Origin of the sequence: Arthrobacter globiformis NBRC 12137, from assembly GCF_000238915.1 — a bacterium.
In the GTDB taxonomy this organism is placed as follows: domain Bacteria; phylum Actinomycetota; class Actinomycetes; order Actinomycetales; family Micrococcaceae; genus Arthrobacter; species Arthrobacter globiformis.
This window is the reverse complement of the sequence record NZ_BAEG01000080.1, coordinates 99,922-121,841: the sequence shown is the minus strand read 5'-3', so window position 1 is coordinate 121,841 and position 21,920 is coordinate 99,922. Positions and strand designations below refer to the sequence as shown.

Below are 21,920 nucleotides of genomic sequence, written 5' to 3'. Positions count from 1 at the left end.
GTCCTTTGTTCGTGGTGCGTTTTATGCGGCGGTGCAGATGCGGGCCGGGCTAGTCCTGGCCCAGCCCTGCAGCTGTGGTTTTTTCCGTGGCCACTGAATTCAGTGCCCGGAGGTCGAAGAGGCCGTTGAGGTCGGCCTGCTTGGTGGTGCCGGCGTCCACGCCGTCCTGCAGCAGCTTCTTGTACGTTCCCGCCAGCGGGTCCACCGTGAACACGATGTTCTTCAGCGAACGGTCAATGACATTTTGGGCCAGTGCCTTGCCGGCGTCCTGTTTGAGGGCGGCGTTGACGACGGCGGCCTTCTCGGCGGCCGGGGTGTCGTTGAGCCACTTCACGGCCCCGACGTGGCCCTTGAGCAGGGCCTCCACCGTCTGCGGGTGCTCCGCGGCGAACTTCTTGTTCACGATCAGGATGGTGGTGGGGAACTCGCCGGGCTTGCCCGTCAGCGACCCGTCCCACAGGTCCTTCTCATCCACCAGGACCTTCGCTCCGGCCTGGAGCACCAGACGGGAGGCCCACGGCTCAGGCAACCACGCGCCGTCGAGCTTGCCGTCCTGGAACAGCTTCAGGGTCTGGGCGTTCTCGGTGGGGTTGATCGCAACCTCCCCGCCGCCGTCGGTGTTGGTCTTGTAGCCCTGCTTGCCCAGCCAGGCGCGCAGTGCCACGTCCTGAGTGCCGCCCAGCTGCGGGGAGGCCAGGGTCTTGCCCTTGAGGTCGGCCGCGGTCTTGATCTCCGGCTTGACCACCAGCTGCGCCCCGCCGGAGGCCGTCCCGGCGATGATGCTGACGGACTCGCCCTTGCTCTTGACGAACGAGTTGATGGCCGGGTTCGGGCCGATGTACGTGGCGTCGATCGCGCCGGCGTTCAGCGCCTCGATCGCCGCCGGGCCGGCGTTGAACACCTGCGTGCTCAGCTTGGTGCCGCCCAGCTCCTTCGCAATAAAGCCCTTCTGGACGCCAACCAGCGCCGGGGCGTGCGTGATGTTCCCGAAGTAGCCCAGCTTCAGCTCGGCCGCTGGGGTGGTGGCGGCGTCAGGGGCCGCCGTGGCATTGGAATCCCGGGCCACCGCCGATGCAACAACCGCGCCCACGCTGATCAGCAGGACGAGGCCAACGGCCAGCGCCACTTCCAGGGCGCGGCGGCGCTTGGGCGTCTGGCTTTCGCCGGCCACAATGCGGGTCATGCCCGGCCTGGAAGTACTCATGGATTCACCATAGGGACTGGCATAAACGGGGTTCAACGGAGCGGAAACCCGGGGTCACGCAGGTTCATGCAACGTCACATTCGGCCACAAAAATCCGCCTGCCTGCGGGCCCTTGGGATTACGGGGCTAATCCCCCTTGACATTCACCAGCTGGCGCAGCCGGTGCCGCACCTTCACCAGATCCGCGGCGTCACGCATGACCTGGTCGATGGGCTTGTAGGCTGCCGGGATCTCGTCGATGAACGCCTCGGTGGCCCGGAATTCGATGCCGTGCATGGCTTCTTTGAGCTGCGCCAGCGAGAAGGCCTTGCGCGCAGCATTACGCGAATACTCCCGGCCGGCACCGTGCGGCGAAGAATTCAGGGACGTGGTGTTGCCCAGTCCCTCCACGACGTAGGACGCCGTTCCCATGGACCCCGGAATCAGGCCAGGGTCTCCGGCTTCGGCCTTGATGGCGCCCTTGCGCGACACCCAGACCGACTTGCCGTAATGCGTCTCCTGCTGGGTGAAGTTGTGGTGGCAGTTGATCCGTTCCGTCTCCCTGACTGATCCGCCGACCCAATCGCCGAACTGCCGGATCACGCGGTCCATCATCTCCTCGCGGTTCAGCAGGGCGAAGTGCTGGGCCCAGCGCAGTTCCTTGATGTACCGGGTGAACTCCGGCGTGCCCTCCTCCAGGTACGCGAGGTCCGGGTCTTCGAGCGTGATGCGCCTGTCGCGGGCCACTCCCTGGGCCACCCTGATGTGGTGCTGGGCGATCTTGTTGCCGATGCCGCGCGAGCCGGAATGCAGGAACAGCCAGACGGCGTCGGTCTCGTCGATGCAGACCTCGATGAAGTGGTTGCCGGAGCCGAGCGATCCCAGCTGCAGATCCCATTTCGCCACGTACTGCGCGGGGTTGAACCCAGCCTTGTCGGCCCGCCGGTGCAGCTCGGCGATGCGTGGCTCCGCGGTGTGCGCCACCCTGCGGTTGTTGTGACCGGCGGACAGCGGGATGGCGCGCTCGATGCTTTCACGCAGCGGCTTCCGGTCCCGCGGCAGCTGTTTGAGGGTGTACTGGGTCCGCACCGCGATCATGCCGCAGCCGATGTCCACCCCGACGGCGGCCGGAATGATCGCGCCGAGCGTCGGGATGACGGATCCCACCGTTGCGCCCTTGCCCAGGTGCGCGTCCGGCATCAGGGCCAGATGCGGGTAGATGAAGGGCAGCCGGGAGGTGGTCAGGGCCTGTTCACGGGTCTTCTCGTCCAGGATCGATGCCCAGTTGATGAGCTTGCTGTTGATGGTCTCCACCAGCGGCCTCCCATTGGATGAACGGGGACTAACGTAGGTTCAAGGCTAAACCCCGGTCCTACCGAAGGAGACGCAAGCATGGTGAATGTTCAGACCGAGATCCTGATCCGGCGTCGGCGGGACGACGTGGCCGACTACGCCGCGAACCCGGACAACGCCCCTGGAGCCGTCAGGATTCTCGCAGCTGGCGGGGCTGTTCATGGCGCCAATGATTAGCAGGGCAACCCGCAAGGACCTGCACAAGCTCAAGTCGATCCTCGAAGCCGGCGCGGCGACCGGAAGCGATCCCGCCTAGCAGACCGGTCCTGCGGGAACAGGTCCTGCGGAAACAGGTCTTGCAGGAACAGAAGGGCCCCGGGACGGAAATGACTTCCGGACCGGGGCCTCTGCTTGGTACACGCGATCAGATCGAGTAGCGCTCGTCCTCGTGGTCGCCCGGGTGGTCCTTGACCAGGCCGGCGGCGAGGGTGTTGCCGTCGAGCGGGTCGATCACCAGGAACGCACCGGTGCGGCGGTGGTGCAGGTAGTTCTCAAGCGGCAGCGGCGCGGCGAGCCGGAGCTGCGCGTGCCCGATGTCGTTGAGCTCCAGGCTGGAGGCGCCTTCGAGCTTGAAGGTGGCCAGGTCCAGCTTGCCGTTGACGCTGCGGACCAGGGCCTGCACGGTGCGGGTGCCGTGCTTGACCAGGACCTTGGCGCCCTCGCGGAGCGGCTTCGGCGACAGCCAGCACAGCTGCGCGTACAGGTCGGCCGAGCTTTCGCGGACGGTACCGGCGGCGGCGATGGTGTCACCGCGGGCGACGTCGAACTCGTCGGCAAGGCGGATCGCCACGGACTGCGGGGCGGAGGCCTCCTCCAGTGAGGAACCGGCGAAGTCGATGCCGGTGACCGTGGTGGTGCGCGGGTCCTGGCCAGGCGTGAGCACAGAAACCTTGTCCCCCACCTTCACGGAACCCTCGGTGATCTGCCCGGCGTAGGCGCGGTAGTCGCGGTATTCCTCGACGTCGAGCCCGCCGGCAACGGCATCCGGCGCCAGCGCACCCTGCGGCCGGATCACCAGCTGCACGGGGAAGCGGAAGCTCTCCAGGTGGCTTTCGAGTTCATCGGCTGCGGGCAGCGTCTCGAGCACCTCGAGCAGAGCCGGGCCCGTGTACCAGGGGGTGCGCTCCGAGCGCTCCACCACGTTGTCGCCGTCGAGCGCGGACACCGGAACCACCAGCAGGTCGGTGATCCCGTCCGAACCCAGGCCCAGTTCGCGGCCCACCTGCTGCACGTCGGCTTCAATCTCGCGGAACACGCTCTCGCTGAAGTCCACGAGGTCGATCTTGTTCACGGCGACGATCACGTGGGCCACGCGCAGCAGCTGCAGCACGGACAGGTGGCGGCGGGTCTGCTCCAGGACACCCTTGCGGGCGTCAATAAGTACGACGACGGCATCCGCGGTGGACGCGCCGGTCACCGTGTTCTTGGTGTACTGCACGTGCCCGGGGCAGTCCGCCAGGATGAAGCTGCGGCGGTCCGTGGCGAAGTAGCGGTAGGCGACGTCGATGGTGATGCCCTGCTCGCGCTCGGCACGCAGGCCGTCGGTCAGGAGGGCCAGGTCGATGCCGCCGGCCGCCCCGCCGAAGCCGCGGTCTGCGGAGGTGCGGGCAACGGCGTCGAGCTGGTCGGCGAGGATGGCCTTGGAGTCGTGCAGGAGCCGGCCCACCAGAGTGGACTTCCCGTCGTCGACCGATCCTGCCGTGGCGAAGCGGAACAGCGAGGCGGAAGCGAGCGGGGCTTCGTCCAGGAGCGCCGCGGCGCGGGCGGTGTCAATGTCGGTAGTCATTAGAAGTAGCCGTCCTTCTTGCGGTCTTCCATGGCGGCCTCGGAGATGCGGTCATCCGCACGGGTGGCGCCACGTTCGGTGATGGTGGAGGCGGCAACTTCGATCACGACGTCGCGCACTGTGGCGGCGGCCGACTCGACGGCGCCGGTGCAGGACATGTCACCGACGGTCCGGTAGCGGACAGTCTTGGTGATGACGTCCTCGTGCGGCAGCGGCTGGGAGACCTCGCCCACGGCGCGCCACATGCCGTCGCGGGCGAAGACCTCGCGCTCGTGGGCGTAGTACAGGCCCGGCAGCTCGATGTTTTCGCGCTCGATGTAACGCCACACGTCCAGCTCGGTCCAGTTGCTGATGGGGAACGCACGCACGTGCTGGCCCACCGTGTGGCGGCCGTTGTACAGGTTCCACAGCTCGGGGCGCTGGTTGCGCGGATCCCACTGGCCGAACTCGTCGCGCAGGCTCAGGATTCGCTCCTTGGCGCGGGCCTTGTCCTCGTCGCGGCGGCCGCCGCCGAAGACGGCGTCGAACTTGTTGGACTGGATGGCGTCCAGCAGCGGAACCGTCTGCAGCGGGTTGCGGGTGCCGTCGGCACGCTCGGCCAGCTCGCCGCGGTCGATGAATTCCTGCACGGAGCCGACGACGAGCTTCAGTCCCAGCCGTTCAACGGTCCGGTCGCGGAAGTCGATGACCTCGGGGAAGTTGTGGCCGGTGTCCACGTGCAGTACCGGGAACGGGACCTTGCCCGGCCAGAATGCCTTGGTGGCAAGGTGCAGCATGACCACGGAGTCCTTGCCGCCGGAGAACAGCAACGCCGGCTTCTCGAACTCGGCGACAACCTCGCGGATGATGTGGATCGCTTCGGATTCGAGGGTGTCCAGGCTGGAGAGGCGCGTTGTGGCAGCTGCGTCGGTCACCAGGGTGGTCTCCTCAGTTAGGAAAGTGCTCATACGTGTAGTCCGCATTCTGTCTTGTTGGTTCCTGCCCAGCGGCCGGCGCGGGGGTCCTCGCCGGCAGCCACCTTACGGGTGCAGGGCTGGCAACCGATGGACGGGTAGCCCTGGGACAGGAGCGGGTTGACGGGCAGGAGGTTGTCGTCGGAGTACTGCACCAGCTGGTCGAACGTCCAGGCGGCCATCGGGTTGACCTTGACCAGGCCGTTGGCCTCGTCCCACGTCACCAGCGGCGTGTTGGTGCGGGTGGGGGCCTCGTCGCGGCGGACGCCGGTGAACCACAGTTCATAGCCGGACAGCGTGCGGCGCAGCGGCGCCACCTTGCGGAGGGCGCAGCACTGGGCGGCGTCGCGGGCGAACAGGTCCTTGCCCAGGAGCCGGTCCTGCTGCTCGACGGTGTTCTCGGGGAGCACGTCCACCACGTTGACGCGAAGGTTCGCGGCCACCTCGTCGCGCGTGGCGTAGGTTTCCGGGAAGTGGTAGCCGGTCTCCAGGAACAGGACGTCGACGCCGGGCAGCTGGTCAGCGACCAGTGCCGGCAGGACGGCGTCGGCCATGGAGCACGCGACGGCGACGGCGGGCATGTCGAAGTTGCGCTCGACCCAGGCGATGACGTCGCGGGCGGGGGCGTCCCAGCCGAGCTCGGCAGCGCCGGCCTCGGCCAGGGCCTTGAGCTCGTCGTGGCTGCGGAGCTTGGGCGCCGCGGCAGGCGATGCCGTCCCCTCGGCCGAGGCGACGGCAGGCTCAACTACGGGGTCAATCCCCGCTGCGTGCTTGCTCACTGGAGTGCCTCCTCGTCTGCTGCGTGGGCCCACTCGGCGAAGGTCTGGCCCTCGGCGCGGTCGGCGACGAACTTGCGGACAACCCGCTCGACGTAGTCGGGCAGGTCAGCGACGTAGACCTTCAGGCCGCGGACGGTACGTCCCAGGCCGGCCTCCTCGCGGTCGGCGGAAGCCAGCCCGCCGCCCAGGTGCACCTGGAAACCCGGGGTGGGGTCGCCGTCGGGCGTGGGAAGCATCATGCCCTTGAGTCCGATGTCCGCGGTCTGGATGCGGGCGCAGGAGTTGGGGCAGCCGTTGATGTGCAGCGACAGTGCCTGCGGGAGCTGGCCGCTGTCGGCGAGGTCGGCGAGGCGGCGTTCCAGCTCGGCTACGGCGGTTGCGGCGGTCATCTTGGTTTCCACGATGGCCAGCTTGCAGTATTCGATGCCGGTGCAGGCGATCGTGCCGCGGCGGAACACGGACGGACGGGCGGAGAGGCCCAGGGCGTCGAGTTCGGCCACGAGCGGCTCCACCTCGTTCTTCTCCACGTCCAGCACCACGATCTTCTGGTGCGGGGTGGTGCGCAGGCGGTAGGAGCCGCGGGCCTCGAGGGTGTCCGCGAGCTTCACCAGCTGCGTGCCGGAGAGCCGGCCGGCGATGGGGGTGGCGCCGATGAAGAACTTGCCGTCCTTCTGCTCGTGCACGCCCACGTGGTCGCCCGGGGTGGACGGCTTGGGTGCAGCGGGGCCGTCGGCGAGCTTGTAGCCGAGGTATTCGTCCTCGAGGATCTGGCGGAACTTCTCCGGGCCCCAGTCGGCCATGAGGAACTTCAGGCGCGCCTTGGTGCGCATGCGGCGGTAGCCGTAGTCACGGAAGATGCTGGTGACGCCGAGCCACACATCCGCGGCCTGCTCCGGCTTCACAAAGGCGCCGAGGCGCTTGCCGAGCATCGGGTTGGTGGACAGTGCGCCGCCGGCCCAGAGATCGTAGCCGATGCCGAGTTCGGGGTGCTTGACGCCCACCAAGGCGAAGTCATTGATCTCGTGCACCACGTCCTGGCTGGGGTGGCCGGTGATGGCGGTCTTGTACTTGCGCGGCAGGTTGGAGAGCAGCGGGTTGCCGATGAACCGCTCGCCCAGCTCTTCGATGAGCGGGGTGGGGTCAATGATCTCGTCCTTGGCGATGCCGGCCACCGGGGAGCCGAGGATGACACGCGGAACGTCGCCGCAGGCTTCGGTGGTGGACAGGCCGTTGCTCTCGAGGCGGCGCCAGATCTCGGGGATGTCCTCCACGCGGATCCAGTGCAGCTGGATGTTCTGGCGGTCCGTGAGGTCCGCGGAATCGCGTGCGAAGTCCACGGAGATCTGGCCGATGACGCGCAACTGCTCGGTGGTCAGCGCACCGCCGTCGATGCGGACGCGGAGCATGAAGTACTTATCCTCAAGCTCGTGCGGCTCCAGCGTTGCGGTCTTGCCGCCGTCGATCCCGGGCTTGCGCTGCGTGTAGAGGCCCCACCAGCGGAAGCGGCCGTGCAGGTCCTGGCCGGGGATGGCGTCGAAGCCTTCCTTGGCATAGATGGACTCGATACGCTCGCGGACGTTGAGGCCATCGTCTTCCTGCTTCCAGGTTTCGTTGGCGTTAAGCGGGGTGGTTCCGTCCACCTTCCACTGGCCGTGAGGCTTGGCGGCGGGTCGGGAGGCACGGGCGGGGCGCGCGGGCTTGTCCGTGGACGCTCCGGCTAGAGCTGTATCAGTCATGCATCGACTGTAGAGCCGCGCCGAAATACGTCACAAAGGACCGGAAATGCTAAGTCACCTAAGGAAACATTTCGTCATGACTCGCCGGGAGGCCTTGAACGGCGCCGCCGGCTGTGCTTCCCGGCGGCCTGCTTCCCGGCGCTTTCAGGACTTAACTGGTTGGGCGGCCAAGGCGGCGTCGTACCGTTCCAGCGCGATCTCCGCGAGCACCGGCGAGGGCAGCAGCGGCTCGGTCACGAGGTCCGCCCCGGCCTTGGCGAGCTGGTCGTGGAAGAAGCCCGGCGCCAGGAGATACGAGGCCACCACCACGCGCCCGCCAACACTCACGCCCCCGGCCGACTCCCCCGCGCCAGCGCCACCCGCGGCTTCCTCGCGGAGCATGGCGACGGCTTCAGGCACCGACGGTTTGGCCGAGGCGCCATACGCGGGCACAATCCGGTTGGAGCGGAGATCCCTCAGCTGCCCGGCCAGTTCCTCGACACTAAGGGCGGCGTTCGCGTTGGATGAACCCGCCGCGGCGAGGACGATCGCGTCGTTGTCCGTAACACCTGCTTCCCGCAGTCGCTGGTCCAACAGGGCGGCGAGGCGGGGGTCGGGCCCCAGCGGCGCCGCAGCCACCGTGCCTGGCCGGCTCTTAACGGCCTTCGCAATGTCCACCTTCACGTGGTAGCCCACGCTGAGCAATAAGGGAACGACGACGGCGGAGGCACCGGCGGCGCCCGGCTCGCCGCCGGTCTGGGGTCCTGCTGCGGCGGGGTCCGCGGGGAGCCCGGCCACCACGTCCACCAGATCCGGCTGCTGGACGTCCACATACGCTTCGCGGACGTCGAGCCCCGGACGCAGCGCGGCGATGGCGTCACGGAGGGCGTTGACCTCGGCGGCTCCCTGCGCGTTGGAGGTCCCATGGGCACAGGCGATCAGGATCGGGCTATTCATAGGGGCTAGCGTAACGTTGGAGCTGCACTGTCCGCCCCTTGAAATATGCCGGGACGCTCCATGACATTCTCTTTTGACATCGCCCTGGCATGGCTGGACCTGGCCGGCATCTTCTTTTTCGCGGTGTCCGGATCGCTGCTCGCCGCACGGAAGCAGTTCGACCTCCTCGGGTCCCTTCTGCTCGCCTCTTTGGTCTCGCTGGGCGGCGGCGTGATCCGCGACATCATCCTCAATTCCGGCCCACCCGCTGCCTTCAGCAACCCTGCCTATGTGGTCCCGCCGCTGCTGGCCACCGGGCTGGTGTACTACCTGTTCTCCAGCGTCCAGCGCTTCACGTCACTCCTCATCCTGTTCGATGCCGCCGGCCTGGCACTCTTCTGCATCACGGGGACGCTCAAGGCGTTGTCCCTCGGAATGAATCCCGTCGCCGCCGTGCTGCTCGGCGTCACGACGGCGGTGGGCGGCGGGCTGCTGCGCGACATCACCGCCAACGAAGTGCCGCAGCTGTTCGATGCCCGGGACCTCTACGCGCTGCCTGCCTTCACGGGCGCCGCGCTCACCACCATCCTGTGGGTCATGGGCGTCTTTAATCCCCTCTCGGCGTGCGCCGTCGCGGCCCTGGTCTTCGCGTTCCGGGTGGTGGCCTGGCGCCGCTCGTGGCGCATTCCGCTGGCGGTCCGCGGGTGGCACCGGCTGGGTCTGGAACCGGGGAATTCGAGGGGCCGGGATTAGCTAGGATAAGAGCCATGACTGACATGTTCCTCGAGAAGTTCCGCGCGCTTGTTCCGAAGTATCTCGAAGACGAATGGCAGGAAGAGGACGGGCTGTCCGCCGAGGAACTGGACGCAGAGCTCTCCGATCACCAGTTCACCATCCCCCTGGTGCTGCGCGAGTTCTACCTGGCGCTCGGCGGGTGCGAAGACCTCATGGAGGCCTACCACTACTTCTGGGACCCCGAGGAACTCGAAGTGGACGACGAAGGCTTCCTGATGTTCCTCGAAGACGAGGAAGAAAATTTCACCTGGGGCTTCCGCATCGGCGACCTGAGCGTCCCGGACCCCATCGTGTACCGCCGGAACAACGCCCGCGGCCAGTGGAAGAGCGAGGAAGGCACCTTCTCGGAGTTCGTCTTCGACATGTTCGACTGGGCCTTCAACGACGAGGACTAGTTTTCGTCCCCGCAGCGGCCTGAGTCCCGCGGCCGGAACGGGGCACTTTGACGCGGGACACGCCGAGGATTGGGCCTGAACAGGCCATAACCTGCCGCAAAGTGCCCCGCGACGGCAGCGGCTGGCACGCGGCGTCCGCTGAGGAAAGTACGACGGCGGGGGTCACCGTGCGTCGAAGGCTCCCCGCCGGCGCAACTCCAGTACCGCCAGCACTTCGGCCACCATCCGCGCAGGGTGATTGACGACGTCGTTATAGCCGTACCGCAGCCCGAGGCGGCCGCCGATGACCGTGGCGTTGTTGCGCTTCCGGTCCTTCTTCACCTGCCGGGGCTCCAGGTGCGTGCCGCCGTCGGTTTCCACCACGAGGCAGTCCTCGATCAGGAAGTCGACCTCGCCCACGCCCGGAAGCTCCACGTGCCGGCGGACATGGAGCCCCGCCCGCCGGAAATGGAAGTTGGCCAGGACCTCAAGAACTGAGTCAGCACGCGGGATCACGTAGTCCAGGACGGCCCGGGCGCGGGCATTGCGGTTTCCGGGAAGCTTGCGCCGCAGGAACTCCACGGTTATGTCGCCCCGCTGGGCCGCACACTGCACCATGACCAGCGACTCCAGTTCGGGCAGGCAGCGCAGTGCGTGGATGAGGACGTCCGCCAGGCCAGCCACCGGCAGCCAGGGATGGTGCGCGTGAAGGCACCGGCCGTGGGACAGCGCTCCCGGAGGGGCGGCCTTGTGGCCCGGACTCAGGTGCAACGGACCCGTCCCGTCCAGCGTCCATAGCCGGTAGGTGGGAGCAGCCGACAGGCACGTCAGCAGCGCATTGTGGTGCAACGCCAGACTGAAGACGCCTGCTTCCCGGGGCAGGCTGTAGACGCCCCGCCTGATCCGCACGATGCGCCCCGCGGCCACCGCCTTGCCCAATGCGGTGCGCGTAAACCCGGCACCCTGCAGCGCGGACGCTCTGGCCACTCCGGCCCGGGTACTGAGGAAAGCCTCAATCTCCATGCCTCCAAGGTGCCGTGCGGCCCCGAAGACCGGCAGGTCCGGGCTGCGCCATGTGGACAACCCCGCCGTCGTGGGACACTTCGGCACGCGACACGCCGAGGTTTGGGCCTAAGCCGGCCTTCAGCCGCCGCAATGTGCCCCACCATGGCGCGGCGGCCGGCAGAGGGATGACCAGGATTTGTGTGACACGCCAATTAACAGAGATTTGGCATATGTGACAGATCTGTCATAGGGTGTTTCTCGGATCCACTGAATGCCTCCGGTGGATTTGATGCGAACGGAGAGGCGGCCCCGGTTCCGGGCAGCGTATGACTCGTGACGCTGCTTGAAACCGGGGCCGTTCCGGTTAAAGAGCCGTTCCGGTTAAACAGGGAAGGCCCGCACCTTGGGGGGCGGGCCTTCCCTGGCTGGTCTGCTGCCAGCCGGTACAGCTGCTAGCTGGCGCGGTCCACCACAGCGTGCGCGAAGCTGGACAGCGATGCCTTCACAACACCCTCCGGCAGCGGGGCAAGCGCCGCGATGGCGTCGGCTGCCCAGGCGCGGGCCACCACCCAGGACTCCGCCGTGACCGGGTGCTGGCGCAGTCCGGCAACGGCTTCAGCGAGGGCCTCATCCGAGGAGAGGTCACCGTCGATCAGCTTGAGAAGTTCGACGGCGGACTGGTCACCGTCCGCTGCGGCCTTGCGGAGCAGCAGCACCGGAAGGGTGGGGACGCCTTCGCGCAGGTCGGTGCCCGGGGACTTGCCGGACTTGACCTTGACGCCCGTGACATCGATGACGTCGTCGGCGAGCTGGAACGCGACGCCCACCTTCTCGCCGTACTCCACCAGGACGTTCTCGTAGGCCTCATCGGCACCGGAAAAGATGGCGCCGAACTGGCCGGAGGCCGCCACCAGCGAACCGGTCTTGTCCGCGATCACGGACAGGTAGTGCTCCACCGGGTCCTCGTCCGGGCGGGGGCCGACGGTTTCGTGCAGCTGGCCGAGGCACAGCCGTTCGAAGGTCCGGGCCTGGATTCCGAGCGCACGGGAGCCGAGCTCGGACACGAGGATGGAGGCGCGGGCAAAAATGAGGTCGCCGGTGAGGACGGCCACGGAGTTGCCCCAGACCTCGTGGGCCGTGGGCGCCCCGCGGCGGAAGGGCGCGGAGTCCATGACGTCATCGTGGTACAGCGTGGCCAGATGCGTCAGCTCAACCACGACGGCGGCCTGCACCACGGCCGGCAGCGACGCGTCACCCAGGTGGGCGCAGAGCAGGGTCAGCAGGGGGCGGATGCGCTTGCCGCCGGCCTCCACGAGGTGGCGCGACGTTGCGTCAGCCAGGGGATCGGAGTTGGCGATCGCTTCGCGGAGTTTCTTCTCCACCCGGGCCAGGTTGGTGGTGATGGCAGGACCCAGGTCAGGGTCTTCCGCGATGGCCGCGAAACCTGCCGGCAGCTGCAGTCCGGTGGCGATGGCGGTGGTGTTGAGGCTGGGTTCGGAGTCCGGCAGGCCGTGCCCGGCGTGCGTCCAGCTGTGGTTCGCGGAGTTGGTCACGGGTTAACCCTAACTTTTTGTTGCGGAAACCGCTGATTTGAGGCCGGAAGGGGCAAGGGCGGAGGTGTTGGAGGTGGCCGGAACCAGCAGTTCGAGCACGCGGATGACCCGGTCCTCGAAGCCCTTGGCCGACGGGTCGGTCAGGTTGGCCAGCAACCGGACCACAAAGCGCATCAGCACAGGAATGGGCATCCCCGTCCGCAGGGCGAGCTTCATGACGGCGGGCTTCCCGATCAGCGCTGCGAAGGCACGCCCCAGCGTGAAGTGGGATCCCCACTGTTCCCGCACGTAGTCCGCGTACCCCGCGAGCCGGGAGTCGGCGTCGGACGCGTTCCAGCCGCCCGAGGCTGAGCGCGAGGCGGCGTCAATGATGAACTCGGCCGCGAAGCGGGCGGACTCCATGGCGTAGGAGATGCCCTCGCCGTTGAACGGGGACACCATGCCGCCGGCGTCGCCGAGCAGCAGCAGGCCCGGCGAGTAGTGCGGGGTGCGGTTGAAGCCCATGGGCAGGGCGGCTCCGCGGATCTCCCCCACCTGGTTTTCCGGAGTGAAGCCCCACTCAGCGGGCATGCCGGCGGTCCACTCGCGGAGGACCTGCTTGTAGTCGAGCTTGCCGAACTCCTTGGAGGAGTTGAGGATGCCGAGGCCCACGTTGGACGTGCCGTCGCCAACGCCGAACACCCATCCGTAGCCGGGCAGCAGCTTGCCGTCGCGGCCGGGAAGTTCCAGCCAGCCTTCCATCCAGTCGTCGTCGTGCCGCGGGCTCTGGAAATACGTCCGCACGGCGACGCCCAGGGGCCGGTCGTCGCGCTTCTGGATGCCGAGCGAGACGGCGGTGCGGGTCGAGTTGCCGTCGGCGGCCAGCACGACGTCGGCGGTGAAGTCGAACGTCTCCCCCGTTTTCCGTCCGGACTCGTCCAGGATCGCTGCGCGCACGCCGGTGACCCGGCCGTCACTGTTTCGAAGCGCCTCGGTGACGCTGTGGCGTTCCAGGACGATGGCACCGGCGGCCTGCGCGTGGCGGGCGAGTTCCTCGTCGAAACCGAGGCGGGTGCGGATCAGGCCGTACTGCGGAAAATCGGACACCTCGGGCCAGGGCAGTTCGAGGCTGCGGCCGCCGGCAAGCAGGCGCAGCCCTTTGTTCCGGCGCCAGCCGTCCGCCTCCGGGTGCGGAAGGCCGAGCTTCTGGATCTCGCGGACGGCCCGCGGGGTGAGTCCGTCGCCGCACACTTTTTCGCGCGGGAAGCTGGTCTTTTCCAGGACCGTAACGTCGATGCCGGCTTTGGCGAGGTAATACGCGGCGGTGGATCCGGCGGGACCCGCGCCAACAATCAGTACTTTCACAGTGTCAGCGGGCGGTCCGCGGAAGGTTGCGGCGCAGCTTGGCCACCGGGCCGGTGTGGGCGGCGATGGCCTCCGCCGATCCGTTGCCGGTGAGGGGCTTGTGGGCGCGGTGGACGGCCACGATGCCGCCGCTCAGGTTTCGGTAGGTGACATCCTGCCAGCCGGAGTCCTGCAGCCACGCGGCCAGGTGGTCCTGGTCCGGCCAGGCACGGATGGACTCGGCGAGGTAGACGTAGGCATCCGGGTTGGAGGAGACCTTGGTGGCGATGGCCGGGAGGGCGCGCATGAGGTATTCGGTGTACATAGTGCGCCACAGCGGAACCACGGGCTGGGAGAACTCGGCGATGACCAGCTTGCCGCCCGGCTTGGTCACCCGGAGCATCTCGGCCAGGGCCTTCTTAGGCTCATTGACGTTGCGCAGGCCGAAGGAGATGGTGCTGGCGTCGAAGGTGTTGTCGGCGAAGGGCAGGTTGGTGGCGTCCCCGGCGATGAAGTCAATGTCGGGACGGCGGCGCTTGCCCACCTTGAGCATGCCAAGGGAGAAATCGCAGGCCACAACATTTATGCCGGCGTCGGCATATGGCTCGCTGGAGGTTCCCGTTCCCGCGGCCAGATCCAGCACGCGCTGGCCGGCCCGGACGTCCATGGCTTCGACCACAACCTTGCGCCACCGGCGCGTCTGCCCCATCGAGAGGACATCATTGACGACGTCGTATTTGGGTGCGACGTCGTCAAACATCGTGGCTACTTCGTCCGGACGCTTATCCAAGGATGCTCGGTTCACCATGTCATTGTCTCAAAAGTTCCGCAGGCTCCGTGACACGGGCATCCCCGGGCGTGGTGGGCGTGCTGGACCACCCGGAATCACTTGAAATTACTGCGCCGGAGTACTGTTGACCCATCATGACCAGAACGCTCCGCACCCTGACAGTCCCTTTGGATGGAGAATCGGCCCCCGAGGGGCTGCCGTCGTATCTGGTCCGCGACGACGTTCTCTGCTGGACGCGGCGCGAGGCCGGTCTGGTGGGCTTCGGGGAGGCGGCGCGCTTCACTGCCACGGGCCCCGAGCGGTTCCTCGAGGCGGACATCTGGTGGCGACACCTGGTCATCGAGGCTGACATCACCGACCATGTGGAGTGCCCCGGCACAGGCCCTGTGGCGTTCGGGTCCTTCGCCTTCTCCAAGGCTTCGGACCATGAATCCCGCCTGATCGTGCCGGAGATCGTGGTGGGCGTCCGGGACGGACGTGCTTGGCTTACCCAGATAACGGCCGACGACGGCGAGCTCACCGAAGCAGGCGCCGTCGCCGCCCTGAAGGGGTGGCTGGAGTCGGACCCGGCTGCCGCCGTCGTGCATCCGGAGGTCTTTCACTCAACCCCGGCCACACTGAAGACCGGATCCCTCAGCGAAGAGGACTGGATGGACGCCGTGACCGCCGGCGTCGCCGAGATCCGCACCGGAAAACTGGAGAAGCTGGTCCTGGCCCGGGACATCGTGGCCACGGTTCCCGAGGGCGTGAACGCGGCGGAAGTGCTGCGGCAACTGGCCGGCCGGTACCGGGAGTGCTGGACCTATGGCGTGGACGGCCTGGTGGGCGCGACGCCGGAGATGCTCATTCAGGTGGAGGGCCGCACCGCCCAGGCCAGGGTGCTCGCCGGGACGCTGGACCGCCGGGACGCCGTGGGCGAGGCAGGGCTGCCGCTGGACTACGCCGAGCGGGTCCTGGCCGGGTCTGAGAAGCAGCGGCACGAGCACGAGATCGCCATCCAGTCACTGACCACCCAGCTCGCGCCCTTCTCCGAAGCCATGAATGCCCACGACGAGCCGTTCATCCTGGAACTGCCCAACGTGTGGCACCTCGCGTCCGACGTCAAGGCCGAACTCGCCGAGGTGGAGGGCCACGTCCCCACATGCCTTGCCCTGATCAACGCGCTGCACCCCACCGCCGCCGTGTGCGGGACGCCGACGCAGGTGGCAGGGGCGCTGATCCGGCAACTCGAGCACCTGGACCGGGGGCCGTATGCCGGCCCGGTCGGGTGGCTGGACGCCGCGGGCAACGGCGAGTGGGGCATCGCGCTGCGTGGCGCCGTGATCGAGTCCCCCACTACGGTCCGGCTATATGCCGGCTGTGGAATCGTTGAGGGCTCACAGCCCGAGGCAGAGCTCGCGGAGACGTGGGCCAAGTTCCGGCCAATGCTTGAGTCGCTGGGGATCAGCAACTGATTCCGCGCGGCTAGGCAGAAGCTGCGCTGCCGCGGTCGTCCGGCATGCCAGACACTCGCGGGATTAAACCCCTTGAAAAGTGCTGTGGTTTAGTTATCAAATAGTGAAACTTAGTTTTCTGGGATGCATATCTCTTCATCGGCGCTACACTATGAACCGATTTAGTTCCGCATACCCCTGCAACAAAAGGTAACGAAATGCAGCTCAAGTCCCTTGCCACCGCCAAACTCAGCGCCAAGGCAGCCGCAATCCTCGCCGTCGGGGCCATCAGCCTTACCGCTTGCGGCGGCGGCGGCGCAACCCCGGCTGCCACCAGCAGCGGCGGCGTGCAGCTCATCAATTCCGGAAAGCTCACCGTCTGCTCGGACGTCCCCTACGAACCCTTCGAGTTCCAGAAGGACGGCAAGATCGTCGGCTTCGACATGGACATCGCCAACGAACTGGCCAAGGACACGAACGCCGAGCTGAACGTGGTGGACAGCTCCTTCGAGGCCATCGAGACCGGCACCGCACTCACCGGCTGCGACGTCTCCATCTCCTCCGTGTCCATCACGGATACCCGCAAGGCCGTCATGGACTTCTCCGATCCGTACCTGAACGACGACCTGACCCTCGTGGCAAGCGATGCATCCGGCATCACGAACCTCGACGGCGCCAAGGGCAAGAAGGTGGGCGTCCAGCAGGCCACCACGGGTGCCAAGTACGCCAAGGATAAGGGCCTCGACGCACAGCAGTTCGAGGACACCGGACTCCTGGTCCAGGCACTCAAGGCCGGCACCATCGATGCCGCCCTGGGCAACCAGTCGGTCCTCGGCTACGCGATCAAGGATGACGCCAAGTACAAGCGCGTCGAGAACTACGCCACCGGGGAAAAGCTCGGCATCGCGGTTAAGAAGGGCAACACCGCCATGCTCGACCAGGTCAACACCACGCTGAAGCGCCTGACCGACGACGGCAGCCTCAAGAAGTTCGAGACCAGCTGGTTCGGCGAAGCCACCAAGTAACCGGCGCGCCTGACACTTATGCGGCAGGGGCCCCGTCCGGGATCTGTTCAGCAGTCCGTGCGGGGCCTCAACTGCGCAAAAACGAATGTGAGTACACCATGGCAATGACCGCACGTCAGCGGGCCAGAGTAAGCCTGTACGTCCAGGCCGGGATTTTCGTTGTGGCTGTGGCCGCGCTGATTCTGGCCACCGACTGGAAGACCGTCACCACCAACGTCTTCAACTTCGGCAAGATCGGCCCGATGTTCCCGGACATCTTCTTCTCGGGCCTGAAGAACACCCTGATCTACACCTTCCTCGGATTTATCGTCGGCCTGTCTGGGGGCCTGCTGCTGGCCCTCATGAAGCTCTCCAGCTTCCCGCTGTACCGCTGGATCGCCACCGGCTACATTGAATTCTTCCGCGGCATCCCGGCGCTGCTGGTCTTCATCGCCTTCGGCTACGGCGTTCCCCTGGCCTTCGGTGTCCAGTGGAACGTGGCCGTCGTCGTGATGGTGTCCCTGGGCATGGTGGCGGCCGCCTACATCGCCGAGACGCTCCGCGCCGGCCTGCAGGCCGTACCCAAGGGCCAGACGGAAGCAGCGCGGTCGCTGGGCATGCCGCAGTGGCGGGCCATGGTCACGATCGTCATTCCGCAGGCCTTCCGGATTGTCCTGCCGCCGCTGACCAACGAGGTTATCCTGCTGACCAAGGACTCATCGCTGATCTATGTGCTGGGCCTGACGGCGTCGCAGTACGAGCTCACCAAGTTCGGCCGCGACGGCATCTCCAGCCTCGGCGCAGGGCTCACTCCGCTCCTGGTGGCGGGTGCGTTCTACCTCGTGGTCACCATCCCGCTGAGCCTCCTGGCCCGGAAGTTCGAAAGCCGCTCCGCGCGGACCAAGCGTTAGGCAGAGAAGTCATGAACGACGTCGAAATCCACTCCCGCGCCCAGAGCGGGCGCGTCCACGCCGCCGGTGTGGCCATCAAGGACCTGCGCAAATCGTACGGCTCCAACGAGGTCCTCAAGGGCATCAGCCTGGACGTCGCAGCGGGCGAAGTGGTGTGCCTGATCGGTCCGTCCGGCTCCGGCAAGTCCACCCTGCTGCGGTGCGTCAACCTGCTGGAGCAGCCCAATGAGGGCAGCATCCATGTAGGCGGCTTCGATGCCACCGACCCTGACGTGGACATCGACAAGATGCGCCGCAAAGTTGGCATGGTGTTCCAGCAGTTCAACCTGTTTCCGCACCTGAACGCGCTGCGCAACTGCACGATCGCGCAGACCAAGGTGCTCAAGCGCCCTCAGGCCGAAGCGGACAAGATCGCCCGCGCCAACCTTGAGCGCGTCGGCCTGGGTCACCTCGCGGACCGGTTCCCGGACCAGCTCTCCGGCGGCCAGCAGCAGCGTGTGGCCATCGCCCGCGCACTCAGCATGGACCCTGAACTGATGCTCTTCGACGAGCCCACCTCGGCCCTCGACCCGGAGACAGTCGGCGACGTGCTCTCGGTCATGCGGAACCTGGCCAAGGAAGGCATGACCATGCTGGTGGTCACGCACGAGATGGGCTTCGCGCGGGAAGTTGCGGACCGCGTGGTGTTCATGGACGGTGGCGTGGTGGTCGAGGAAGGGGTGGCCGAACACGTCATTTCCTCCCCCACACAGGGACGCACCAAGGAATTCCTCCGCCGCGTGCTGGACCCGACCCACATCGAGATCGCCGAGTAGACACTCCTGCAGCCCCGTCACTGGGGAACCCCCGCAGGACAACGAAACCCCCGCAGGACGCGGAAACGGTCCGGGGACGCTCATATTCGAGTGTCCCCGGACCGATTCCGCGTTCCGGCACCATTTGCGTGTCCCAGGGAGGAACGACGGCGGCGCGGCACCCCCACCGCCGACAGCTTCCGCTCCAGTTCGCCCGGCGACCACAGGTCCGCCCACACCCACCTGACGACGTTGCGGCCCGTTGCCCGGATGCGGTCCTCGCGCAACTTCTCGTCGACCACCACCTGCCCCGGTGTGCGCCCCTTCAGGTATTCGGGCTTCTGGTACTTCACGATGCCGTCGAATTCCCCCACGGTACGGTTCCCTTCCCAGTAGAAGTCAGAGTAGCCAACCCGTCCCGTTGAATCCCGCACCTCATACTGCAGGGCCGGCAAGGCAAAACCGGCCGCATGTATCAGTCCGCGGCTGTAGGACTCCCCGGCCGACCCTGCCTGCGGATCGGCGAATTCGATGGCAATACGCACCCGCCTTTCAACAGCCGGTACGTACCGGCCCGGCAGGGCCTCGAGCAACTGCTCCTTACTGAGGGCCGGGAGGCGCCGCGTACTGTCCGGCCTGAGCACGTGGTCCAGTGGCACGAGTGCCTCAGCGAAGGGAACGTAGGCCGCGAGATCCAGCACGGTGGTGACGCGCGACGTAACCAGGAGCCCATCCAGTTCCTCGGCATCGATTCTTCCGGGGTCAACCAGGTGTCGACGCACGCCGGCCCGGGATCGGCCGCCGCCCTGGAAAGTTGTCAGCGCGTGGACCGGTTGGCCCCGCTGAATGGTTGGCAAACCCCACGGCGACGCTGCAGAGTGATGCGAAAAGATCGTGGGAGCCACACAGGTTTCGGCCACGGCCTCAATCCGCAGCCTGTAGCGCTCTGATCCCTGCAGCCCGTTCCATTCCGCCGCATCAACGTAGACGCCCTGCCTGATGCGCACTAGCCTTCCCGTCTTGGCATCAGCGGACAGCGGGCGCGGGTTGGCGCCGATCCGGGTCAGGTTCTTCGTCAGGATCAGCCGTGGAAGCGTCGTCATGCTGTGACAATTACACAGCACTCAAGACGACTGAAGTGCCGGTCACGCCCATGTGCAAAAGTGGCGGCTATGTGGACAATGCACTGACGGCCGAAGAAACATAGCCTGTCCCACGACACATTTTCGGCTCAGTGCAGGACAGCTAAGGATCAGGTGAGGACACCGATGCGGTCTGGAGACACCCGTGCGGCCTGGGGACACCCGAATGTGCGCATCCTAGGGCCGGATCCGCGTCGCAGGAGAGGATCCGGGTCGCAGGAGAGGATCCGCGTCGCCGGGTCAGGCGGATCGTCGCGAGGCCGCTACTCCGCGAGCACCCCTGCCACGGCCGCGCCCACCGCGGCCTTGATCCTGCCGTGCAGGTCCCGGAGTCCGTGGCGGTCTGTGCGCACCTCAATGATGGTGCGCCCGGTGAACGGTGCGGCAAGCGCCTCGGCGAGTCCCGCCGTCGTACTCACCGAACAGTGCCCGACGCCGTACGCCGCCGCGAGTGCCGCAATGTCCACTGAGTGCGGGGTTCCGAAGAGGCGTTCGACGGCGTCTCCGTAGCCTCCGGCCTCGGCGACTGCGCCGTGTTCCAGGAGGCTGAAGATGGCGCCGCCGGAGTCGTTGAGGACGACGATTCGCAGCTGCGGCTGTTCCTCGCCGGCGCCGAGGAAAAGGCCGCCGGCGTCGTGGAGGAAGGTGACGTCACCGAGCAGCAGGGTGGTTTCCTGGTGGCCGCCGAGTGCGATGCCGGTGGCGGTGGAAATGGTGCCGTCGATGCCGGCAAGGCCCCGGCTGGCGAATACCGTGGCGGCCGGCTCGGATGCGGGCAGGCCGGCAAGGTCCACGTCGCGGATGCCGTTGGACGAGCCGAGAACCAGCTGGCCGCGGGTGTGCTGCCAGACGAGTGAGCCCACGGCGGGACCGGTTGCGGGCTCTCCCGCGGCGAGTATGCCATCGACGGCATGTTGGGCCGCGGCGCCTGCGAGGAGCCAGGCGTCGAGCCAGGCGGACGGGCCCCGGCCGGCGAACTCCGCGAGCTCGGCCAGGCTGGCGATGGGCGTTTCCCGGCGCCGTCCCGGCTCGTACCAGGCGACCGGCACAGGTTCGTAGAGGGCTGCCGGGATGTCCGTCCGAGCGAGCAATGCCGAAACTGGCCGGGAAAGCGTGGGGCGCCCGAAAACCACGGCACGCTCGATCGGCAGCGCCGAGTCCGGGCCGAAGTGCTCCAGCAGCAGGCGGTACGGTCCCACGGCATTGGGGCCGAAACGGGAGTTGGACGACGGCTCGGCCAGCAGCGGCAGTCCATGGGCACGGGCGAAGGCCTCGGCGACCGGACCGGCGTCGTGCCCGGCGAGGACCACGGTGCGCCGTTCGGGAAGCTCTGCCGCGGCGGGGTCGAGGGTCATGGTGAGCGGTTCGGTGCCGATCCGGAAGGTCCCGTGGCCGCGCTGCTCCGGCAGTCTTTCCCCCTTTTCGGGAACGAGGGGGTCGCGGAAGGCGAGGTTGAGCTGCACGGGTCCCGGCGGCGTGTCCTCGAAGGCCCCGGTGGCGGCGGCGAGCGACGTTTCCACCGCCCGCTGCGGACTCTCGCCGGCGGAAACGTCGACGGCGAAACGGACGTGCTCGCCGAACAGGTCAAGCTGGATGGTCGTCTGGTTCGCGCCCGTCCCGCGCAGTTCCTCGGGCCGGTCTGCCGAAACCACCACCAGCGGGACGGCGGCGTGGTTGGCCTCCATCACCGCCGGCAGAAGATTCCCGACGGCGGTCCCCGACGTCGTCAGCACGGCTACAGGCGCGCCCGTGGCCAGGGCGAGGCCGAGTGCGGTGAACCCGGCCGAGCGCTCGTCGATCCGGACCAGCAGCTCCACTTTCCCGGCCGCGGAGGCTTCAGCCAGGGCGTAGGCCATGGGGGCCGACCGCGAACCCGGCGCCACAACGACATACCGGACGCCGCCGTCGAGCAGCGACGCGACGGCAATCCGCGCGGACGCCACGGACGTCAGGTTGGCCTCGGGATCAGCGTGGTCCGGGGTGCCGACAGTGGAGGCGGAAGGCTCGCTAGGTTCGTGGGAAGTCACCGAACCAGTCTGCCATCAACCCTTCCTCACATCCCGCCGCCCAACGCCAAACGCTCCCGCACTT

The 21,920-nt window shown here is 67.2% G+C and carries 20 protein-coding genes; 7 read left to right on the top strand and 13 right to left on the bottom strand.

Annotated features, from left to right (window positions below):
* Positions 1-49: 49 nt before the first annotated feature.
* Positions 50-1,204, bottom strand: coding sequence for an ABC transporter substrate-binding protein (locus ARGLB_RS15320; RefSeq protein WP_139023363.1), 1,155 nt, complete (start codon positions 1,202-1,204; stop codon positions 50-52).
* A gap of 126 nt (positions 1,205-1,330) precedes the next feature.
* Entirely contained in the window at positions 1,331-2,497 is a 1,167-nt protein-coding gene (locus ARGLB_RS15315) for an RtcB family protein (RefSeq protein WP_003804176.1), read from the bottom strand.
* A 78-nt stretch (positions 2,498-2,575) separates the two neighbouring features.
* Between ARGLB_RS15315 and ARGLB_RS23675 the strand changes: the two genes are divergently transcribed.
* The gene (locus ARGLB_RS23675) at positions 2,576-2,713 is read left to right on the top strand and encodes a hypothetical protein (RefSeq protein ID WP_175305006.1); all 138 of its coding nucleotides are present in this window, start codon (positions 2,576-2,578) and stop codon (positions 2,711-2,713) included.
* Positions 2,714-2,900: 187 nt separating this feature from the next.
* Here ARGLB_RS23675 and ARGLB_RS15310 read toward each other — a convergent pair whose 3' ends face one another.
* The 5 genes from ARGLB_RS15310 to ARGLB_RS15290 all read right to left on the bottom strand — a co-directional run bounded on the left by ARGLB_RS15310 (position 2,901) and on the right by ARGLB_RS15290 (position 8,726).
* Entirely contained in the window at positions 2,901-4,322 is a 1,422-nt protein-coding gene (locus ARGLB_RS15310; protein ID WP_003804175.1) for a sulfate adenylyltransferase subunit CysN, read from the bottom strand.
* Entirely contained in the window at positions 4,322-5,269 is a 948-nt protein-coding gene (gene cysD, locus ARGLB_RS15305; RefSeq protein ID WP_003804172.1) for a sulfate adenylyltransferase subunit CysD, read from the bottom strand. The genes ARGLB_RS15310 and cysD overlap by 1 nt, the downstream gene beginning before the upstream one ends.
* Positions 5,266-6,054: a phosphoadenylyl-sulfate reductase gene (locus tag ARGLB_RS15300; RefSeq protein WP_003804169.1), complete on the bottom strand. Its 789-nt coding sequence runs from the start codon at positions 6,052-6,054 to the stop codon at positions 5,266-5,268. Before ARGLB_RS15300 ends, cysD begins: the two co-directional genes overlap by 4 nt.
* A complete protein-coding gene (locus ARGLB_RS15295) occupies positions 6,051-7,790 on the bottom strand; it encodes a nitrite/sulfite reductase (protein ID WP_003804167.1) in 1,740 nt (579 codons plus the stop codon). The genes ARGLB_RS15300 and ARGLB_RS15295 overlap by 4 nt, the downstream gene beginning before the upstream one ends.
* Positions 7,791-7,934: 144 nt before the next feature.
* Positions 7,935-8,726 carry a sirohydrochlorin chelatase gene (locus ARGLB_RS15290; RefSeq protein WP_003804165.1) on the bottom strand — a complete coding sequence of 264 codons (792 nt, stop codon included), beginning with the start codon at positions 8,724-8,726 and terminating at the stop codon, positions 7,935-7,937.
* A gap of 60 nt (positions 8,727-8,786) precedes the next feature.
* On the opposite strand from ARGLB_RS15290, the gene ARGLB_RS15285 reads away from it, so the two are divergent.
* Both ARGLB_RS15285 and ARGLB_RS15280 read left to right on the top strand, forming a co-directional pair.
* Complete coding sequence (locus tag ARGLB_RS15285) at positions 8,787-9,458, top strand: trimeric intracellular cation channel family protein (RefSeq protein WP_003804162.1); 672 nt, start codon at positions 8,787-8,789, stop codon at positions 9,456-9,458.
* A gap of 14 nt (positions 9,459-9,472) precedes the next feature.
* On the top strand, positions 9,473-9,895 hold the full coding sequence (locus tag ARGLB_RS15280; RefSeq protein WP_003804161.1) for a hypothetical protein: 423 nt from the start codon (positions 9,473-9,475) through the stop codon (positions 9,893-9,895).
* A 162-nt stretch (positions 9,896-10,057) separates the two neighbouring features.
* Here ARGLB_RS15280 and ARGLB_RS15275 read toward each other — a convergent pair whose 3' ends face one another.
* From ARGLB_RS15275 to ARGLB_RS15260, 4 genes are all read right to left on the bottom strand, one after another.
* Positions 10,058-10,897, bottom strand: a complete 840-nt coding sequence (locus tag ARGLB_RS15275; protein WP_003804160.1) for a type IV toxin-antitoxin system AbiEi family antitoxin domain-containing protein — start codon at positions 10,895-10,897, stop codon at positions 10,058-10,060.
* Between the two features lie 434 nt (positions 10,898-11,331).
* Positions 11,332-12,432, bottom strand: a complete 1,101-nt coding sequence (locus ARGLB_RS15270) for a polyprenyl synthetase family protein (RefSeq protein ID WP_003804159.1) — start codon at positions 12,430-12,432, stop codon at positions 11,332-11,334.
* Between the two features lie 9 nt (positions 12,433-12,441).
* Positions 12,442-13,776: a geranylgeranyl reductase family protein gene (locus ARGLB_RS15265; RefSeq protein ID WP_003804158.1), complete on the bottom strand. Its 1,335-nt coding sequence runs from the start codon at positions 13,774-13,776 to the stop codon at positions 12,442-12,444.
* 4 nt (positions 13,777-13,780) lie between these two features.
* Positions 13,781-14,560, bottom strand: coding sequence for a demethylmenaquinone methyltransferase (locus tag ARGLB_RS15260; protein WP_175305009.1), 780 nt, complete (start codon positions 14,558-14,560; stop codon positions 13,781-13,783).
* 119 nt (positions 14,561-14,679) lie between these two features.
* On the opposite strand from ARGLB_RS15260, the gene ARGLB_RS15255 reads away from it, so the two are divergent.
* The 4 genes from ARGLB_RS15255 to ARGLB_RS15240 all read left to right on the top strand — a co-directional run bounded on the left by ARGLB_RS15255 (position 14,680) and on the right by ARGLB_RS15240 (position 18,708).
* Positions 14,680-15,999: an isochorismate synthase gene (locus tag ARGLB_RS15255; RefSeq protein ID WP_003804154.1), complete on the top strand. Its 1,320-nt coding sequence runs from the start codon at positions 14,680-14,682 to the stop codon at positions 15,997-15,999.
* 197 nt (positions 16,000-16,196) lie between these two features.
* Entirely contained in the window at positions 16,197-17,003 is an 807-nt protein-coding gene (locus tag ARGLB_RS15250) for an ABC transporter substrate-binding protein (protein ID WP_003804151.1), read from the top strand.
* A gap of 98 nt (positions 17,004-17,101) precedes the next feature.
* Positions 17,102-17,893, top strand: coding sequence for an amino acid ABC transporter permease (locus ARGLB_RS15245; protein WP_003804150.1), 792 nt, complete (start codon positions 17,102-17,104; stop codon positions 17,891-17,893).
* A gap of 11 nt (positions 17,894-17,904) precedes the next feature.
* Positions 17,905-18,708 (top strand): amino acid ABC transporter ATP-binding protein, encoded by an 804-nt coding sequence (locus ARGLB_RS15240; RefSeq protein ID WP_003804147.1) that lies wholly within the window; start codon positions 17,905-17,907, stop codon positions 18,706-18,708.
* An 80-nt stretch (positions 18,709-18,788) separates the two neighbouring features.
* Here the strand turns inward: ARGLB_RS15240 and ARGLB_RS15235 are convergent, their stop codons facing one another.
* The gene (locus ARGLB_RS15235; RefSeq protein ID WP_003804145.1) at positions 18,789-19,790 is read right to left on the bottom strand and encodes a hypothetical protein; all 1,002 of its coding nucleotides are present in this window, start codon (positions 19,788-19,790) and stop codon (positions 18,789-18,791) included.
* 302 nt (positions 19,791-20,092) lie between these two features.
* The gene (menD, locus tag ARGLB_RS15230; RefSeq protein WP_003804143.1) at positions 20,093-21,856 is read right to left on the bottom strand and encodes a 2-succinyl-5-enolpyruvyl-6-hydroxy-3-cyclohexene-1-carboxylic-acid synthase; all 1,764 of its coding nucleotides are present in this window, start codon (positions 21,854-21,856) and stop codon (positions 20,093-20,095) included.
* Positions 21,857-21,920 lie beyond the last annotated feature (64 nt).